The organism is Lutispora thermophila DSM 19022 (assembly GCF_900142105.1).
Taxonomy (GTDB): domain Bacteria; phylum Bacillota; class Clostridia; order Lutisporales; family Lutisporaceae; genus Lutispora; species Lutispora thermophila.
In genome coordinates, this window is sequence record NZ_FQZS01000004.1 from 32,215 (window position 1) to 50,448 (window position 18,234).

General features: G+C 37.5%; 15 protein-coding genes, 1 CRISPR repeat array and 1 other annotated feature. Of the genes, 14 read left to right on the forward strand and 1 reads right to left on the reverse strand.

All coding sequences use genetic code 11. From position 1 onward, the window contains the following. Positions 1 to 239: 239 nt before the first annotated feature. Positions 240 to 1,487, reverse strand: a complete 1,248-nt coding sequence (locus BUB48_RS02290) for an MFS transporter (RefSeq protein ID WP_073024117.1) — start codon at positions 1,485 to 1,487, stop codon at positions 240 to 242. Positions 1,488 to 1,606: 119 nt separating this feature from the next. Between BUB48_RS02290 and BUB48_RS02295 the strand changes: the two genes are divergently transcribed. The 14 genes from BUB48_RS02295 (at position 1,607) to rodA (ending at position 18,156) form a co-directional block, all read left to right on the forward strand. Then, positions 1,607 to 2,605 (forward strand): zinc dependent phospholipase C family protein, encoded by a 999-nt coding sequence (locus tag BUB48_RS02295; protein WP_073024119.1) that lies wholly within the window; start codon positions 1,607 to 1,609, stop codon positions 2,603 to 2,605. 144 nt (positions 2,606 to 2,749) lie between these two features. Further along, positions 2,750 to 3,523, forward strand: coding sequence for a glycosyltransferase family 2 protein (locus BUB48_RS02300; protein ID WP_073024121.1), 774 nt, complete (start codon positions 2,750 to 2,752; stop codon positions 3,521 to 3,523). After that, on the forward strand, positions 3,516 to 3,881 hold the full coding sequence (locus tag BUB48_RS02305; protein WP_073024123.1) for an SMR family transporter: 366 nt from the start codon (positions 3,516 to 3,518) through the stop codon (positions 3,879 to 3,881). Before BUB48_RS02300 ends, BUB48_RS02305 begins: the two co-directional genes overlap by 8 nt. An 11-nt stretch (positions 3,882 to 3,892) precedes the next feature. Next, positions 3,893 to 5,329, forward strand: a complete 1,437-nt coding sequence (locus tag BUB48_RS02310) for an ArnT family glycosyltransferase (RefSeq protein WP_073024125.1) — start codon at positions 3,893 to 3,895, stop codon at positions 5,327 to 5,329. Between the two features lie 152 nt (positions 5,330 to 5,481). After that, positions 5,482 to 6,294, forward strand: coding sequence for a TIGR00266 family protein (locus BUB48_RS02315; protein ID WP_073024127.1), 813 nt, complete (start codon positions 5,482 to 5,484; stop codon positions 6,292 to 6,294). Between the two features lie 64 nt (positions 6,295 to 6,358). Then, the gene (locus BUB48_RS02320; RefSeq protein WP_073024129.1) at positions 6,359 to 6,946 is read left to right on the forward strand and encodes a nucleoside recognition domain-containing protein; all 588 of its coding nucleotides are present in this window, start codon (positions 6,359 to 6,361) and stop codon (positions 6,944 to 6,946) included. After that, complete coding sequence (locus BUB48_RS02325) at positions 6,943 to 7,452, forward strand: spore maturation protein (protein ID WP_073024131.1); 510 nt, start codon at positions 6,943 to 6,945, stop codon at positions 7,450 to 7,452. The genes BUB48_RS02320 and BUB48_RS02325 overlap by 4 nt, the downstream gene beginning before the upstream one ends. A gap of 324 nt (positions 7,453 to 7,776) precedes the next feature. Then, a CRISPR array of direct repeats spans positions 7,777 to 8,732; the repeat unit is 30 nt; unit sequence GTATCTAGACTACCTATGAGGTATTGAAAC. A 269-nt stretch (positions 8,733 to 9,001) separates the two neighbouring features. Continuing rightward, positions 9,002 to 9,237 (forward strand) — a binding site (T-box leader). Positions 9,238 to 9,346: 109 nt separating this feature from the next. Continuing rightward, positions 9,347 to 11,281: a methionine--tRNA ligase gene (gene metG / locus BUB48_RS02330; protein ID WP_073024133.1), complete on the forward strand. Its 1,935-nt coding sequence runs from the start codon at positions 9,347 to 9,349 to the stop codon at positions 11,279 to 11,281. A 221-nt stretch (positions 11,282 to 11,502) separates the two neighbouring features. Beyond that, entirely contained in the window at positions 11,503 to 12,270 is a 768-nt protein-coding gene (locus BUB48_RS02335; RefSeq protein WP_073024135.1) for a TatD family hydrolase, read from the forward strand. A 251-nt stretch (positions 12,271 to 12,521) separates the two neighbouring features. Next, positions 12,522 to 13,622: a 3D domain-containing protein gene (locus tag BUB48_RS18770; protein WP_073024137.1), complete on the forward strand. Its 1,101-nt coding sequence runs from the start codon at positions 12,522 to 12,524 to the stop codon at positions 13,620 to 13,622. Positions 13,623 to 13,895: 273 nt separating this feature from the next. Next, a complete protein-coding gene (gene rnmV / locus BUB48_RS02345; protein ID WP_073024139.1) occupies positions 13,896 to 14,450 on the forward strand; it encodes a ribonuclease M5 in 555 nt (184 codons plus the stop codon). Beyond that, positions 14,437 to 15,306 (forward strand): 16S rRNA (adenine(1518)-N(6)/adenine(1519)-N(6))-dimethyltransferase RsmA, encoded by an 870-nt coding sequence (rsmA, locus tag BUB48_RS02350; RefSeq protein ID WP_073024141.1) that lies wholly within the window; start codon positions 14,437 to 14,439, stop codon positions 15,304 to 15,306. The genes rnmV and rsmA overlap by 14 nt, the downstream gene beginning before the upstream one ends. Before the next feature lie 62 nt (positions 15,307 to 15,368). Next, the gene (locus BUB48_RS17475) at positions 15,369 to 16,874 is read left to right on the forward strand and encodes a hypothetical protein (protein WP_084524313.1); all 1,506 of its coding nucleotides are present in this window, start codon (positions 15,369 to 15,371) and stop codon (positions 16,872 to 16,874) included. Positions 16,875 to 17,037: 163 nt separating this feature from the next. Further along, the gene (gene rodA, locus BUB48_RS02360) at positions 17,038 to 18,156 is read left to right on the forward strand and encodes a rod shape-determining protein RodA (RefSeq protein WP_139249884.1); all 1,119 of its coding nucleotides are present in this window, start codon (positions 17,038 to 17,040) and stop codon (positions 18,154 to 18,156) included. The last annotated feature ends 78 nt before the right edge of the window (positions 18,157 to 18,234 follow it).

Here is an 18,234-nt window from a genome sequence, read left to right on the forward strand (position 1 = left end):
TAAATTTAATAGATATATGGTTTCTTAATATATGCTTTACAAACTAAATATGAAAATTTTTCTTCTTATCTATGAGTTTAATAAAAATTTGATTTATTTACAACCGTGAGTTTTTATCCAATAAGAAGGGATAATGGCAATACACTATGGTGACGGCAGCATTCTCAGCAAGATGATTCTAACATATATGGAAGATTAAATGGATATCAATAGATTTTGCAATATAAGTTCGTCTTCATCTATGCTTTTTCATCTTTAGGTACGGCCAATATCATTATTGCTCCGCCAATGACAAAGAGAAGCATTACACTCAGTACTCCATATCGGGAATTGCCTGTAATCTGGCTAAACATGGCATAAAGAGCAGGACCCATTATGGCAGCAAACTTGCCAAAAACATCATAGAAACCAAAAAACTCATTGGCCTTTTCCTTAGGTATCATTTTGCTGAAATAGGATCGGGATAAGGCCTGCATGCCGCCCTGGGATGTAGCTACTAAAAATGCTAGAATCCAGAATTCAACAGCGCTTTTCATATTGTAGCCTACAAAGCAAATAACTATGTATATTGCTATGCCTATAAGAAGCATACTTCTTGCGCCCACCTTTTTTGCAAGATTTCCATATATGATGGCGCAAGGGAAAGCGACAATCTGAGTCATAAGTAGTGCCAACAGCAAGGAATTACTGCCTACACCCACCGAATCTCCATATACTGTTGACATTTTGATTATCGTATTGACCCCGTCTATGTAGAAGAAATAGGCTATAAGGAAAACAAATACCTTTTTATATTGCCTTATGTTCATGAAGGTGTTATAAAGCCTCAGGAAGCTCTTCCTAATTGTGTTCTTTTCTTTTTCAATATAATATATCTGTTTTACATTTCTAAGCATAGGAATGGTAAAGACTACCCACCATATTGCAGTCAACATAAAGGATATTTTTACTGCAAGGCTTGAACTTATTCCTATTTTGGCGCCAAACAACACCATACTTATGGATATAACAAAGGGGATTGTGCTTCCTCCTATGTAGCCTAATGCAAAACCGTAGGATGAAACCATATCCATTCTCTCTTCTGTGGTCACATCTATTAGAAATGCATCATAAAATATGTTTGCTGACGAGAAGCCTATGACAGTAATCATGTAGATAATGAGAAGTGCCATCCAATGATCTGTAAAGCTTAAAGCAGCAGTAGAGATAGTTCCAAGGATAAAGAAAAACTTAAATAATTGCATTTTTCTATCTTTATAATCTCCCACAGATCCAAGTATAGGTGCTAAAATTGCCACCATCAAAGTAGCTATGGAGTTTGCATATCCCCAATAGGAATCTGCCATATTGGGACTTACACCTCCGTTTTTTGCGAGGGTTTTAAAGAAAATAGGCAATATTGCGGCTGTAATGACAACTGAGTAGGCGGAATTAGCCCAATCATAAAATATCCAGCTTTTTTCCGCTTTGGTAAAGTTTTTTAACATAGGATCCCTCCAAAATTATAATTATTTTAATTTTACTTTAGATGGCTTATAAATAAAAGACAAAGGTTGAAAATATATACTATAATTATGATAAGCAGAAGTAAAAAGGAGGTGTTGATATGCCAGCGTTACTGACCCATTATCTATGTGGAGATGAGATGGTTAGATCGGTAGATATTCCAGAAGTAGCGAATGTCATAAATTCATATAGAAATTTATTCAATCTGGGAACTCAGGGGCCGGATGTTTTCTTTTACCACAATGCATGGCCTTGGGCAAAGGGAAAGAGTCTTGCACAAATAGGGTCCAGGCTTCATGTTGAAAAGGTTAGACAATTCTTTGATTATGCTTTGGAAATCATAGAAAAAGAAAAAGGCGATGAAAAAGAGAAATTATTAGCCTATATATATGGATATCTGTGCCATTATTCCCTTGATACCCATGCCCATCCTTATATATTTTGCAAAACCGGCTTTGCCATAGATGAAAAAGATGATAAGAAGAGATATGATGCATATCACAGGAAGTTGGAAGCAGAGATAGATGTAATAATGGCAGAAGAATTGCTGCACAAAAAGGCCCATGAAGTATTAAGCCATAAGCTTATAGGCATCAATGACGAAGAGGCTGCCTTGTTGGCAAGGATGTATAAAAATATAATAAAAAAACTATTTAAAATGGATATAGATGAAGAGGATATCAAAAAGGCACCTAAATATATGGCATATATTACCAAAGTCTTGAGAGATTCTAGCGGTATCAAGAAAGCCGTAATTGGATTCATGGAAAGAAAAATGAATAAACATCAGCTCATATCAAACATGATATATCCTCTTGAAGTTGATAAAAAACTGGATCATTTGAATACAGCTCATTCTACCTGGTTTTATCCTTGGGACAAGAATTCTTTTCAAAATTCTTCGTTTCATGAGTTCTTTCATGATGCCGTAGAGGAAGCCAAGAGTATGTGTGCCGCAGTAAGCCAATATTTTGATGGAAATGATGGAAATATTGATAAAAATAATGTGTTGGATACATTGGGCAATAGATCCTTTGATTCAGGTTTGGATTGTGATGCAAAGGAAAAATTTCTATACTACGATCTTATATATAAATAGTTTATCTTACATAAATAGTCTTATAATGAATATGATGCCAGCATGACTTTGACTTCATAATTGCATAAAGTCCTCATTAAGTGGAATCCTGTTAATAGAAATAAATAAAATATTATTAACAGGATTATTATTTTGGAGGATATTATGGATTCTTATGTTATAGTAGGCTTGCCTGCATACAATGAGGAAGAAGCTATACCAAAGGTATTGGATAAGTTGCTTTTTCTTAGGGATATATATGGTGACAGATTAAGAATACTGGTGGTAAATGACGGCAGCACTGATGAAACAGAGGAAATATTGAAAAGGTACAGTGGAAGCTATGACTATATCAACTATATAAATCATAATGTTAATCAGGGTTTAGGAAGAGCTGTTTATACCCTTTTTTATCATGTGAGCCATAAATATGGCAAAGGTGATATACTAATAACCATGGATGCAGACAATACCCATAATCCTAAAATCATACCCTTTATGGTTGATAAGCTGGTTAAAGAGCAGCTGGATTTGGTAATTGCCTCCAGATTTGTAAATGGAGGTAGGGAAATAGGGCTTTCATTGGAAAGAAAGCTATTAAGCAGAGGAGCTGCTGCATTTTTGAAGTTATTCTTTCCTGTACAAAATGTCCATGATTATTCCAGCGGTTTTAGAGCATATGATGTGGAATATCTTCATAGGGCCATTATGGCCTATGGTGGAGATTTAGTTACTTCCAGGGGCTTTGAATGTATGGCTGAAATATTGGCTAGATTCAGCAAGCTGGGAGTCAGAGCAGGTGAATATCCTTTGGTCTTGGAGTATAATTTGAAACAGGGCGATAGCAAGATGAAGGTATTTAGAACCATTAAAGGCTATCTGAGACTTCCCCTTAAAGTTAAAAAGCCTCAGGCAAAAAGAGGTGAAGTCTATGAATAGCAATACGGCGGAAATACTGATATCCGTGTTTTTGGGAGCCTTGGGGCAAACCATATTGAAATTGGGGGCAAACAAGTTGGGAGCCATTTCATTGTCCTTAAGGACTATAGTAAAGGATGTACTACATATATTGATAATACCTGAGATACTAATAGGACTGATTCTCTTCGGCAGCAGCTTCCTGCTGTGGATAAAGGTTCTCACAAAGGCAGATTTAAGCTACGCCTATCCTATGGTGAGCCTAGGCTATATTCTTGTGGCACTGCTTTCAAAGTTATTGTTCAATGAAGCCTTTACATTTAACAAGATTATAGGTATTGGCATGATAGTTTCAGGAGTGTTTATACTCAATAGATAGGATTGGTTGGAATGAGTAATAGAAAATGCACCATAGCCATGACCATGTTGGTTTTTCTTTTTATTTTTGCATTGAGGATTCCCCATATCAATAACTCTCCATGTGAGCAGGGAGATTATTGGCGACAGAGCGATACAGAATCAATAGCAAGGAACTTTATTGAGGATAGATTCAATATATTTTATCCTCAATTTAATTATGATGGGGAAAAACCTAATTATGTACAATTGGAATTCCAGATAACCACTTTTCTCATCGCTCTGCTCTATAAAACCTTTGGTTATCATTACTATTTGGCAAGACTTGTCCCTATAACTTTCTTTATGGGATCTTCAATATATTTATATCTTATAGCAAAAAGATATTACGGCAATCCGGAGGCCTGGTATGCTGTCATTGCCTACGCCATAATGCCCATGAATATATTTTATACCAGAGCTATAATGCCTGAATCGGCAGCATTGTTCTTTTTTATAGGAGCCTTTTATTATTTTACAAAATGGTATGAGAATGAAAAGTTATCTGCATTATTTACATCAGCCATTTTTACATGCTTATCCATATCCCAGAAAACCCCAACCATTTTTATAGGACTTGCTATGATTTTTCTTGTGGTCAAGAAATATGGATTAAGATTTGTGTTCAAGTGGGAACTCTGGGTTTTTGCAATTATATCGCTGTTGCCAAACACAATCTATATTCAATGGTCCAGAGAAATAGCAGAATTTGATTATGTTACCAACATCGGTCTTCTTCACATAGTACCCAAAAGCCTCAAAGCATTTGCCGATATTGAATCTTATAAGCTTGCGGGAGGGGAAATAGTTGCAGCTGTATCTACGGGACTAATAATTCCAATTATGGCAGGACTCATAAGTTCAAAATGGACCAAAGATTACCCTGTGCTTTGCTGGACTTTTGCAATGCTTTTGGAGGTTATTGCTGTGGCAGCGGTGATAAAGCTAAGATATTACTTTATATTTATTACACCCATTGCAGCTATATGGGCAGGAAAGACTCTGGGCAAGCTGGGAGAGGGCAGAAGAGTTGTTTTTTCGGTACTTATGGGGTTATCAATTTTGGCTTTATGGAATTATAAAAGCTGCAAATCATTTTTTGTTGAAAAGGATACTATACTTAAACAGGCAGAAGTAATCAGAAGGTACACCGAAAAAGATGATTTGATAGTAATAGGCACATTAGAACCGACTTTGTTGAATCAATCAGGTAGAAACGGCTGGAGAGCGAATATTAAATATCATAAAGATATTCCTTCAGGAGCTGAGAGCGAGATAAATTATCTAATAGAAAAGGGAGCCAAATATTTCAGCCCTTTAGAGGGATGCATATATGGAGATGATGGGAGCTATAGGAAATATCTTGATGAGAACTTTGAGAAGCTGGGAGATGGGGATTACTTTATTTATAAGCTACAGGACGGGAAATAAACATTTTAGTTTACATAATCAGTATGTAGCCTGCCAATAAATATTCGTATCATATAACCTTAAAAGGATTGTGTACGGTAACCATATGGATTAAAATGGAATTAACCATACATAATCATTATGAGAATTATAACTATTTAAGGAGGGTTAAGATGAAAAAAGCGCATGAGGTGGATTTTAAACTTTATGGAGATGACATGCAGATAGTAGAAATTCAATTGGATCCTGGAGAAAGCGTAGTGGCAGAAGCAGGAGCGATGATGTACATGGATGATGGCATAATGATGGATACCATATTTGGAGATGGATCTGATGATGATTCGAAGAAAAGCTTCATGGACAAAATGTTGGGGGCCGGTAAAAGGGTGCTTACTGGAGAAAGCTTGTTTATGACCATGTTTACCAACAGGGCCTATGGTAAAAAATCAGTAGCCTTTGCAGCGCCATATCCGGGAAAAATAATAGCAAAGGATCTGTCGGAATTTGGAGGAAATTTGATTTGTCAGAGAGATTCCTTCCTCTGTGCCGCAAGAGGTATCCAGGTGGAAATAGCATTCCAGAAAAATGTCGGTGCAGGTCTTTTTGGTGGTGAAGGATTTATAATGCAGAGATTGATAGGAGACGGTCTTGCATTTATGCATGCAGGTGGCACGATAATAGAGAAGGAACTGGCACCGGGAGAAGTATTGAGGCTTGATACTGGATGTCTTGTGGCTATGACCACAACTATAGACTATAATGTTGAGTTTGTAGGAAGCGTAAAGAGTGCGTTCTTCGGAGGAGAAGGATTGTTCCTAGCCACTTTGAGGGGACCAGGACATGTATGGCTTCAATCAATCCCTTTTAGCAGATTGGCAAACAGGATAGTGGGAGCAGCAACAAAAGGCAGTGGAAGCGGCAAATCCAAAGGTGAAGGCAGCTTGCTGGGCAATATTGGGATAGGAGATTTGTTCGGAAAAGATTAAGTGTAATAAAAAAATCGTCCCCACCATAGATTTAACTAATAAATAGTCTAGGGTGGGGTTATTTGTGATCAACAAGATATGGTTTTTTATAATTGCGTTTTCCGTAGCCTTTGCTGCAACCAACGGAAAGCTGGAAGCTTTAAATGAGGAAATATTCACTTCATTGAAATCCTCTGTTGATATCTCACTGGGGCTTTTGGGGAATCTTATGTTATGGTGTGGTATATTAAAGGCGGCGGAGAAGGCGGGTTTGGTGGAAAAGCTTGGTTACATTATCAGACCTGTGTTAGGTTTATTGTTTAGAGATATACCTGAGAAAAGTGCTGCCATGGGTGCCATGGTTATGAATATCACATCCAATATGCTTGGATTGGGGAATGCGGCGACGCCTTTCGGACTAAAGGCCATGGCTGAACTGCAAAAATACAATAAAGACAAGAATACTGCTACCAATGCCATGGCTTTATTCTTAGTTATAAACGGTGCTCCAATCTGCCTGATACCTTCTACCGTCATGTCAATCAGGGCCTCTCTTGGATCAAATAATCCTGGAGCTGTCATCATACCATCAATGATCACTTCTCTGGCAGCTTTGACTGTAGGAGTTATCTGCTGCAAGATATTTGAAAAAAGGGAGGGCAAGATGGAATGAAAACCGTGATACCCTTCATAATACTGTTTATGCTGACCTATGGATACATAAAAGGAGTGCCTGTTTATGAGGCTTTTATTGAAGGCGCAAAGGAAGGCATGAATATAACACTGAGGATTTTTCCCTATATTGTGGCTATGCTTTTGGCAGTAGGTATGCTAAGGGCATCGGGAGGCCTGGCTTTAATTGGCTTAATATTAAAACCTGTTACTGTGCTTTTAAAAGTACCGGAAGAGATACTTCCACTAATAATTATGAAGCCATTATCGGGAAGCGGAGCATTAGGTGTATTGGCTGACATATTAAAGCGTGTAGGGCCTGATAGTTTAACAGGCATCATAGCCTGCACAATAATAAGCAGCACTGAGACTATTTTTTACACCATAACAGTATATTTCGGGTCAATAGGAATCAAAAACATCCGCCATACACTGATGGCTGCGCTGATGGCAGATATAACGGCAATAATCGTAGCCATAGCAATATGCAGCAGGATGTTTGGATAAAAGGAATGATATATCTATGGCGAAGCTTATTTAATAAGCTAAAGCATAAATCGAGAAAACAACACGAAAGAAAGATATTAAAAATGTTAGATGTTTTGATGGAAAAGTAACACTGAAGAAGCTTGTTAAAGTGGTATATAATATAGGTGTAAAATATAATTAAGAAAAGATTAATATTAATTCCTATCGACCTGTAATCCTGCAAAAAACCCGGGACATCGATAGAAAATGAAATTAGCTGAAATCAAGGCTTAATAAATTTAACTGTAATAATTTGCATAATCATGGTAAAATAAGAACATAGTAAATATGATATGTTTGCGGGTATCTAGACTACCTATGAGGTATTGAAACTTGTTTGGCAGAAAGATATAAAGATGAGTTGTTGAAAGTATCTAGACTACCTATGAGGTATTGAAACATTGAAACTTCTCTTAATCTTAGACAAGCTACAGGTATCTAGACTACCTATGAGGTATTGAAACAAAAATAATAGATGAGACTTTGGCACAGATGGAAACGTATCTAGACTACCTATGAGGTATTGAAACTATCATAGTGCCTGTATATATCATCAATGCTAAGATTGTATCTAGACTACCTATGAGGTATTGAAACCAATTTACTTGAGTCATCTTTAATTGCCTCCTTTCGTATCTAGACTACCTATGAGGTATTGAAACTTTCACTCATTGGTAACCACTCTAACCATTCTCCAGTATCTAGACTACCTATGAGGTATTGAAACTCTATCAGGTCTGGAACATAGCCATCATTTACTTCATCGTATCTAGACTACCTATGAGGTATTGAAACCCTACTATTACAGTCGTCACTCCTTCTATATGCTTTGTATCTAGACTACCTATGAGGTATTGAAACACCTTTTTAACTTCTTTAATCCAATGGTCAAAGGAGTATCTAGACTACCTATGAGGTATTGAAACCCTGTCACACCTTCCAAATTAGAAATGAAAATAAAAAGTATCTAGACTACCTATGAGGTATTGAAACAATATCCTTCGCCCAGGCTTGTATTTCTTTAGCCTTGGTATCTAGACTACCTATGAGGTATTGAAACCCGCAACAAAAACAGACCCATTGTACTTAAACAAAGTATCTAGACTACCTATGAGGTATTGAAACAATTTCTTGTTCGATAAATACCCCTTGGAACGGTCAATGTATCTAGACTACCTATGAGGTATTGAAACCCACTAATAACATCTTCTCCTCTCATAAAAGCCATAGTATCTAGACTACCTATTAGGATTTCAAGGAAGAAACAGATTCAGAGGTAAAAATAAAAAAGTAGAATTATACAAAAGTGGTTTTTTTTCACTTTTTGATACCAAATTTAAAAGATGAATAGCTATATTTAACTCCCAAGATAATAGGGAAAATATAGTTGACTAAATTATCAAATTATTGTATATTCTATAATATATATGTATTAGAGTAATGAGTTTTGAACTATGGAGTTGGGAGCTCAGAACTCAGAATCTAGGGTATCGACTAATCTAAGAGGAATACCTAAAGCTTGCATAATATAAAAGTTATGATGGGAAGAGTAGTCCGGAGATATGTTATAGAGAGCCGATGGTTGGTGGAAATCGGTGCAGAAGGCCGGATGAACATGGTCCTTGAACTGTGCAGGTGAGGCAAATGCTTAGCCTGTGCCGGAAGCCCCCGTTAGGAAGGTAAAGTGATGATGGTCACTTAGCGAGGTTTTTACTGTGAAGTAAAAATGAATTAGGGTGGTAACACGATGCTCTCGTCCCTTTGGGATTGAGAGCCTTTTTATTGCAAATACTAAGGACTATAATGTCAATGTCAGTGTTTTATAAGAAAGTTCATAATAAAATTTTAATTTAAGTGTAAAGGAGAGATAAGCATGGAAAAGAAGAAATTTTATATTAGCACACCTATATACTATCCAAGCGACAAGCTTCATATAGGACATTCTTATGCTACGGTGGCAGCAGATACAATGGCCAGATATAAAAGATTGGCTGGATACGATGTAATGTTCCTCACGGGGACCGATGAACATGGCCAGAAGATACAAAAAATAGCGGAGGCAAAGGGTGTATCACCAAAACAATATGTAGATGAAATAGTTGCCGGCATAAAGGAACTTTGGAAACTGTTGGATATATCCAACGATAAGTTTATAAGAACTACTGACGATTATCATGTGAAGGCAGTCCAGAAGATTTTCAAGAAGCTTTACGATCAGGGAGACATATACAAAAGTGAGTATGAGGGCTGGTATTGTACACCTTGTGAATCCTTCTGGACAGAACATCAGCTGGTAGACGGCAAATGTCCTGATTGCGGAAGGCCAGTAGAACTTACAAAGGAAGAAAGCTACTTCTTCAAACTGTCAAAATATGCAGACAGGTTGATAAAATACATTGAAGACCATCCGGATTTTATACAACCCCAATCAAGACAAAATGAAATGATCAACAATTTCCTAAAACCCGGTCTTGAGGATTTGTGCGTATCCAGAACTTCATTCAATTGGGGCATACCGGTGACTTTTGATGAAAAACATGTGGTATATGTATGGATAGATGCCTTATCCAACTATATAACCGCCTTAGGGTATTTGTCAGAAGACGACAGCAACTTTAAGAAATACTGGCCTGCGGATGTGCATTTGGTTGGAAAGGAAATCGTCAGATTCCATACCATCATATGGCCCATCATGCTTATGGCTTTGGGATTGCCTCTTCCTAAGCAAGTATTTGGTCATGGATGGATCATACTTGAAGGAGGTAAAATGTCCAAATCAAAGGGTAATGTAGTAGATCCGGTAATACTGGTAAATAAGTACGGAGTAGATCCGGTTAGATATTTCTTAATGAGAGAAGTGCCCTTTGGTTCTGACGGAGTTTATTCTGAAGAAGCCTTGGTAAACAGACTTAACTCAGATTTGGCCAACGATTTAGGAAATCTTCTTTCAAGAACCATAACCATGATTGAGAAGTATTTTGGTGGATATATACCTGAACCAAAGGTAAAGGAAGACGTAGATTCGGAACTGGAGAACATGGCATTGGAATTGCCTGGTAAAGTGGATGACTTGATGAACAAGATGCTTTTCTCCAACGCTCTTGTGGAGATATTCAAGCTTGTAAGCAGAGCTAATAAATATATTGATGAAACTATGCCTTGGGTCTTAGCAAAGGATGAGAGCAAAAAAGAAAGATTGGGAACAGTGCTGTACAATCTTGCTGAAGCTTTAAGATATGTTTCGGTGCTCATCACTCCATTTATGCCCAATACTCCAAGCAAAATATTCTCCCAATTGGGCATAAGGGAAGAGGAACTTAAGACTCTGGAAAGCCTTAAGGATTTCAGAGGTATCAAGCCTGGCACGAAGGTGGAAAAAGGCGGTATAATATTCCCAAGGGTAGAATTTGGAAGGGAAGAGGAAACATCCTCTGATGCAAAGGAAAAAGCCGAAGCCAAAGCCAAGGAAGAAGTTGAAGCCAAGCCGGAGATTACCATTGACGATTTTGCTAAGATTGACCTGAGAGTAGCTAAGGTAATAGGTTGTGAAAAGGTAAAAGGAGCAGATAAGCTTTTGAAGTTGGAGTTGGAAGTAGGAGAAGAGAAGAGACAGGTGGTGTCAGGCATAGCACAGTACTATAAGCCTGAAGACTTGATTGGCAAAAATGTAGTAATCGTGTATAACCTGAAACCTGCAAAGCTTCGCGGTATTGAATCCAAGGGAATGATACTGGCTGCATCAAATGAGGATCAGGTGGTCATAGTATCGCCTTGGGCTGATATTCCGTCCGGGTCAATAGTAAGATAATATGCTTATTCTTCGACATTGTAGCTTTCTTATGTACTATTATCTTCTATGTGCCATAAGGAAGTATTCCTCTAGGGTATTAGGGGTTAGTGCTTAGGCTTTTTGTGAGATCGGGCTATAGAAATGTCAAAGCGAACTCTAATATTTGAATCACATATTTAATATGAACGCTATATGTTGTAGATTAAAACGCTGAAGAAGAATAGGAAGGAGGTAGCTAAATGCTTTTTGATACACATGCCCATTTAGATGACAACAAATTCGATGAGGACAGAGATGCTGTCATAGCAAAATGCAAAGAAGAAGGAGTCGATCTCATACTAAATGCAGCCAGCAATTTGGTTACATCAGTAAAGGCTATAGCTTTGGCAAAAAAATATGACTTCATATACGCATCTGTAGGAGTACATCCCCACGATGCTTCGGGAATGGATGAAGACAGTTGCCAAGTGCTGGCTGAACTTGTGCAGAATAATAATAAAGTGAGGGCTATTGGTGAAATAGGTCTGGATTATTACTATGACTATTCTCCGAGGGATGTTCAAAAAAAGAGATTTGCAGAGCAGATAGATCTTGCCAAACAGCTGAATCTTCCTGTCATAATTCATGACAGGGATGCCCATGAGGACACTCTCAATATCCTGAAAAAGTCAGGAGTCAAGCAGGTGGGAGGAGTGCTTCACAGCTTTTCCGGCAGTGTGGAAATGATGAAAGAATGCCTTAAGCTGAACCTGTATATATCTCTGTCGGGACCTGTTACATTCAAAAATGCAAGAAAGACGGTAGAAGTGGCTCAGCAAGTACCATTGGATATGCTTCTCATAGAAACAGATAGTCCCTATCTTACCCCTGTACCCTACAGAGGGGAGAGGAATTATCCCGGTTATGTGAGATATGTGGCTGAAAAGATAGCTGCATTAAGAGATATGGATTTTGATGAAATAGCAAGTATAACAATGGAAAACGGAAAAAGGCTTTTCAAGATATAAGCTTTTAATTATATATGTTATCTCTAATTACTGAAGCCAACTAATAATCATTGTGAAATCAATCTTGCAAGTGAAACTTTATCCTCTTTAATCAATAAGTGTAATATATGTGATGCATAGGTAATATTATGGTATATAATCCTAGAAATTAGTGAAAAATAATAAAAGCCATGCATAGAAAACATGTAAAGTTTGACAATTGGGATAAAAACATATAAAATATGCTTGTTGATTAAGAAGGAGGGTAATAAATGGAAATAAACTTTCACAGGTTAAGAAGTTTATTTTCTTCCCAGAAGGAATGGCAATATAAAAATGGCCAGCTTGTAAGAAGATTCAAGAAGTCCGTTTATGTAGGCGGAGGCGTAGCAGCCATTTTTGTTTTAGCTTTGACTGCAACTATGATATTTAATATATTAAAGAAGGACATAATAATAGTTGATGGAGGCAGGGAGACCAATATAAGTACCTTTAAGTCCACAGTGGCTGAAGTTCTTGCAGAAAAAGGTATTGAAGTTGGCCCTGATGACAGGCTTATGACTGATCTCAACAATAGGCTAGCTGACAATATGAAGATAGAAATAAAGAGAGCCAAGCCTGTAATGATAATAACTCAGGAGAGGGATATACTGCTCCATACTCTTGCTGAAACTGTAGGGCAGGTAATCCAAGAGGCCGGTGTGACTCTTGGATCATCAGACAAAGTTGATCCGGGTATGGATACTCCCATTGATGATATTGACAAAATAAATATAGTAAGAGTTGAAGAGCGAGTAATAACCCAAACTGAGACCATTCCTTTTGAAAATGAGATAAAAAAGAATGAAAATCTGGAGAAAGGTCTTGCAAAAGTTATCAGACAAGGCAAGGCGGGGAAGAAAGAGACATCTATCAAAGTATTATATGAAAATGGAGTTGAAGCCAAAAGAGAAGTAATTGCTGAAAAGATCATACAGGAGCCTGTAGCAGGGATTATTGAGGAAGGGACAAAGACTACATTGGTTTCTTCCAGAGGAACTGTTACGCGCTTTGTAAAGGCTATGGAAATGGTAGCTACTGCTTATGATGCAACCTATGCCAGTACGGGGAAAACTCCTGATCATCCCCAATATGGAATAACCAGATCAGGGCTTAAAGTAAGGCATGGTATAGTTGCGGTAGATCCAAGCGTTATACCTTTGGGAACCTGGCTCTATGTGGAAGGCTATGGAGAAGCATTGGCAGCAGATACGGGCGGTGCCATAAAAGGGAACAGAATAGACTTGTATTTTGATTCCCCGTCTGACGTAGCTAAATATGGGAAGAAAAAGGTGAAGGTATACATACTGGATAAGCCAAAATATAAATTTTAATAATCTATAGCGCGGGGAAGGACCACTGCAGGCAGGTCATGTGCCCTGCTGGGGAATGCCCCCGATGCTGTTGTTACAGAATACCTAGGTTATGGTGACACATCATTTTATGGTGTGTCTTTTCTTATAATGCATTTAACGGGAAGAATGAATTTTTTAATTTATACTTTTCGTTAAATGCATTTCAAGAAAGGCTACCTTAGCTGTTATAAATGATATGTTTTAAATGAAAACCTTTCTTATAAGCCATATGAATGATTTGGGGGAAGAAAATTGATTAAAGAATGTATAGTTGTAGAAGGAAAAAACGATGCGGCTGCCGTTAAAAGGGCAGTTGATGCAGATATAATAATAACCAGCGGTTTTGGAATCACGGGAGAGACTTTGAGGCTCATAAGAACTGCGGCGGATAAAAGAGGGGTAATAGTTCTTACAGACCCGGATTTTATGGGAGAAAAAATAAGAAAAATAATAGGAGAAAGAATTCCCGGAGTGAAGCACGCTTTTATACCTAGGGAAGAAGCCATGGAAGAAGGAGATGTGGGAGTAGAAAATGCATCTCCTGAGAGCATCATAAAGGCTCTAAGCATGGCTAGATATGAAGTAAAAGATAAGAGAAAGGAATTCACTCATCTGGATATGGTGGAAAACGGACTTGTAGGTTGTTCGGAAGCTTCTGATATGAGGGCAAAGGTAGGAAAGGCTTTAGGCATAGGATATGCCAATGGAAAGCAATTTTTGAACAGGCTGAATAATTATGGTATCACAAGAGAAGAGTTTTATAAAGCAATAGAATCCGCAAGGAGGGTACAAAATGAAAAAATATAGTCTGGCAGATGCTACAAGAGATGCTATGAAGAAGTTCGACATAAAGGCTTCCAAAAAATATGGACAAAATTTTTTGATAGATGGTGAAGTTCTTCAAAAGATACTCGATGTTTCTAATGTAAATAAACAATCGATGGTTCTTGAAATAGGACCCGGACTTGGAACCCTCACCAGACAGCTATGTGAAAGAGCGGCAAGGGTATTGGCTGTTGAGATAGACAAGGATTTGGTTAAGGCGCTGAAGATCAACATGTCCAATTATGAAAATTTTATACTTGTAAATGATGACATAATGAGGCTTAACCTCAGAGAATTGTTTAGGGAAAACTTTGGTGGTGCCAAGGTGGATGTTGTAGCAAACCTTCCTTATTATATAACTACCCCAATAATAATGATGCTTCTGGAAGAAGATTTGAATCTTTCATCTATCACCCTTATGGTTCAGAAGGAAGTTGCTGAGCGTATAACGGCTTCTCCGGGAGGTAAGGATTATGGTGTCTTGACACTGTCTGTTCAATATTATTCTATACCTGAGTTAGTGACAATAGTTCCCGCTGAGGCTTTTATGCCTGTTCCTGGAGTTGATTCTGCCGTAGTTCATCTGAAAATAAGGGACCAGGTACCTGTTGAGTTGGTGGATGAAAAATTGTTTTTCTCAGTTATAAAAGCTGCCTTCGCACAAAGAAGAAAAACCATATTAAATGCTCTTAACGGCAGTAGTCTCAATCTTGATAGAAATGAAATAGAAGAAGCATTATCAAGCTGCGGTATTGATTCCAAGAGAAGAGGTGAGACGCTGTCAATGGATGAATTTGCAGTACTAAGCAATAAAATAAGCCTTTTTTTGAAAAAGTAGTCTACAATGGCCCATCCCAGACATATATTAGTAATGACAATTTTTGAAGGGAGGGGGCTAATGTGCCTTTAGGATATGAATATAAAAGGTACTTTATAATATTGCAGGAAGAGGACAAGGGTTATGCCATGACAGCCGGCAAGATACCTACCGGTTATGTGAAGATAGAAATAAAGAAGAATAAGGTGAAAATCGGCGGGTTCATACAGAACATGAAATCAGACGATAAATCCAAGTACAGACTAAACCTTTTGGCCCCGAAGGAAAAACGCATACTGGACATAGGCCTATTTAGAATGGATAATAGCGGCAGGGGAGAATTTTACGCTGAATTTGATTCGGACAATGTTTATAACAGCAATATTCCCATCAACGAATTTACAGGTGCTTTAGTAGTTGCAGGGTCAGGAGTGCCTCTGGTAGGCTATTCGGGAAGGGACAGCATACCCTGGAGGGAATGGTACAATAAGGAGAGAAAAGAAACCCCCGAGATTGAAGAATTGCCTCGCATTGAGGAAAAAGAGGAATTAAAAGAAGTTGAAGCAATTCCGGAGACAAGGGTAGAAGAGATTATAAATCCCATGGAAGACAGAAAAGAAGTTGATGTAGTGCCGGATGATGTGAGAATAGAAGAAGCTGTGGAACCTTCGGATAGTATGGAGGAAATGGGATCACGGGAGGAAGAAGAAAGAATAGATGAAGAAACAGTAGAAATTCATATAGAAGAAATAGAAGAAGACAGATATATTGAAGAAGATAAAAGGGAAGAGAGATATGTTGAAGAAATAGAAAAAACTGAACAGATACAGGATAGAGAAGAAAGAATTGAAATAGAAAGATTCATGGAGATAGAAGAAGCCCCCCTAATGATTGAAAACGATATGGAACATCTGAACAGAATGGTTGAGAATGTATATTATGTTGAGGAAGATGAAATAAGGGATGAGTTCATTGAAGCAAGAGAGACAGATGTAATAGAAGATATTGTGAGAAAAGATGACATAGCTAGAGATGAAGTAGAGAACATGGAAATGAGGGCAGAACCGGTACCTTTATATTATGAAGAACCGCAAAACATGGAGAGATTGTCCTTCCATGAAACTGATATGAGCAGTTTACTAGTTTATCCTGAAAATACATTAAGGCATGATAAAGAAGAAGAGCAAGATGAAAATAGAATAAGCAGACAATTGGCGGATATCGTAAAAAATATGGAAAGATTTGATGATTTCTATAGCCAGTATGGTGTAAGATGGTATAGAATCGGAAGGCAACTGCCACTATTAGATGATGTGATAATACCTATTAATGGGGCCACGATGCCTTTATCTTATCCATATATATCGGAGACTAATGGTAGGAACATAGGAAATTCCATACTGGGTGTAGAATATAGAAGAGGAGAAATAAGGTACGTTTATATAGGCATACAGGGAATATATAATGAAGCATGCAGGCCATGTTTTCAATACAGGGGTTTTTCAGGATACAGGAGAACAAGAGATGGTAGAAGAGGATATTGGATCATGTGCATAGATATTATAAAAGGAAAACTATGCAGGATTTGATTGATGTTGATGGAAGCTTACTTTACTAATCAATGATGAATGTAAGGGGATATCAGGGATGCTGATATCTCTTTAAAATTTTTTGCTGGATTAAAGTAACATGTGGAAAAGTTATGTTTTTGTGGTAGAATTGTATGTGGAATAAATACAGGGGATTGATTCGATGAAAATAGATAATATTATTGATAAAAAATTGCTGAAAAACATAGATATAGGAATAATTATCTCAGTTATTCTGCTTTTCGTTGCAGGCATCATTGCCATATCAAGCGCTACAGGAGTGGCCTACGGAGGGTCGCTGAGATATGTAAAGATTCAAAGTGTGGCTTTTGTATTAGGCCTGATAGCCATGCTTATTACACTTGTTATTGACTACAATACTTTCGGAGAGATGAGCAAAACTATATATATAGTAAGCATCATTCTCTTAATATCAGTTCTTATATTCGGGAAGGAAGTAAAGGGATCAAAAAGCTGGTTTGATTTTGGAGTAGTTAATTTTCAACCTTCGGAGATTGTGAAGATCAGCTTTATTCTCTCCTTTGCCAAGGTTTTGGAAAAAAGGGAAGATACCCTGGATACTTTTAAGGGGATTTTACCTGTAGTGCTGTATATAGTTCCCATAGTAGGATTGATACTATTGCAAAACGACTTTGGAACCGCATTGGTATTTGTGTTTTTTATAGCCTTTATGCTATTTGCAGCGGGCATAGGTTATAAATATGTTTTCGGTGCAGTAGTTTTGGGAATCCTAAGCTTACCATTGCTTTGGTTCTATGTTTTTGAAGACTATCAGAGAAAGAGAATACTGGTTTTTCTTAATCCGGAAATGGATCCTCTAGGAAGAGGGTATCACGTTATACAATCAAAAATAGCAGTAGGTTCAGGCCAGTTTTGGGGTAAAGGATTGTATCAGGGTACTCAGAATAATCTTGGATTCATACCTGAAAGGCATACAGATTTCATATTTTCAGTCATTGGTGAAGAAATGGGACTGGTAGGCTCTGTGGCAATAATACTGCTGTTTATGCTTCTGATTATGAGATGCATATATATAGCAAAAATATCTAAAGATAGCTATGGGAAATACATATGTATTGGTGTCATGGCCATGTTTTTATTTCACATATTGGAGAATATAGGCATGACGATAGGAATGATGCCCGTAACAGGTATTCCTTTGCCTTTTGTAAGTTATGGAGGCAGTTCACTTTTGACCAATATGATAGCTATTGGCCTGGTTTTGAATGTGGGAATGAGAAGACAAGTAATAAGATTTTAATATCCAATGGGGACGAACAAGTATTTTAAACTATTTAAACGAAATATTGATTATTTTGTCTTTAAATACTGATTTTTG

Coding starts and splice junctions, on each gene's coding strand:
- BUB48_RS02290 (WP_073024117.1), bottom strand. CDS start 1,487: ATGTTAAAAAACTTTACCAAAGCGGAAAAAAGCTGGATATTTTATGAT.
- BUB48_RS02295 (WP_073024119.1), top strand. CDS start 1,607: ATGCCAGCGTTACTGACCCATTATCTATGTGGAGATGAGATGGTTAGA.
- BUB48_RS02300 (WP_073024121.1), top strand. CDS start 2,750: ATGGATTCTTATGTTATAGTAGGCTTGCCTGCATACAATGAGGAAGAA.
- BUB48_RS02305 (WP_073024123.1), top strand. CDS start 3,516: ATGAATAGCAATACGGCGGAAATACTGATATCCGTGTTTTTGGGAGCC.
- BUB48_RS02310 (WP_073024125.1), top strand. CDS start 3,893: ATGAGTAATAGAAAATGCACCATAGCCATGACCATGTTGGTTTTTCTT.
- BUB48_RS02315 (WP_073024127.1), top strand. CDS start 5,482: ATGAAAAAAGCGCATGAGGTGGATTTTAAACTTTATGGAGATGACATG.
- BUB48_RS02325 (WP_073024131.1), top strand. CDS start 6,943: ATGAAAACCGTGATACCCTTCATAATACTGTTTATGCTGACCTATGGA.
- metG (WP_073024133.1), top strand. CDS start 9,347: ATGGAAAAGAAGAAATTTTATATTAGCACACCTATATACTATCCAAGC.
- BUB48_RS02335 (WP_073024135.1), top strand. CDS start 11,503: ATGCTTTTTGATACACATGCCCATTTAGATGACAACAAATTCGATGAG.
- BUB48_RS18770 (WP_073024137.1), top strand. CDS start 12,522: ATGGAAATAAACTTTCACAGGTTAAGAAGTTTATTTTCTTCCCAGAAG.
- rsmA (WP_073024141.1), top strand. CDS start 14,437: ATGAAAAAATATAGTCTGGCAGATGCTACAAGAGATGCTATGAAGAAG.
- rodA (WP_139249884.1), top strand. CDS start 17,038: ATGAAAATAGATAATATTATTGATAAAAAATTGCTGAAAAACATAGAT.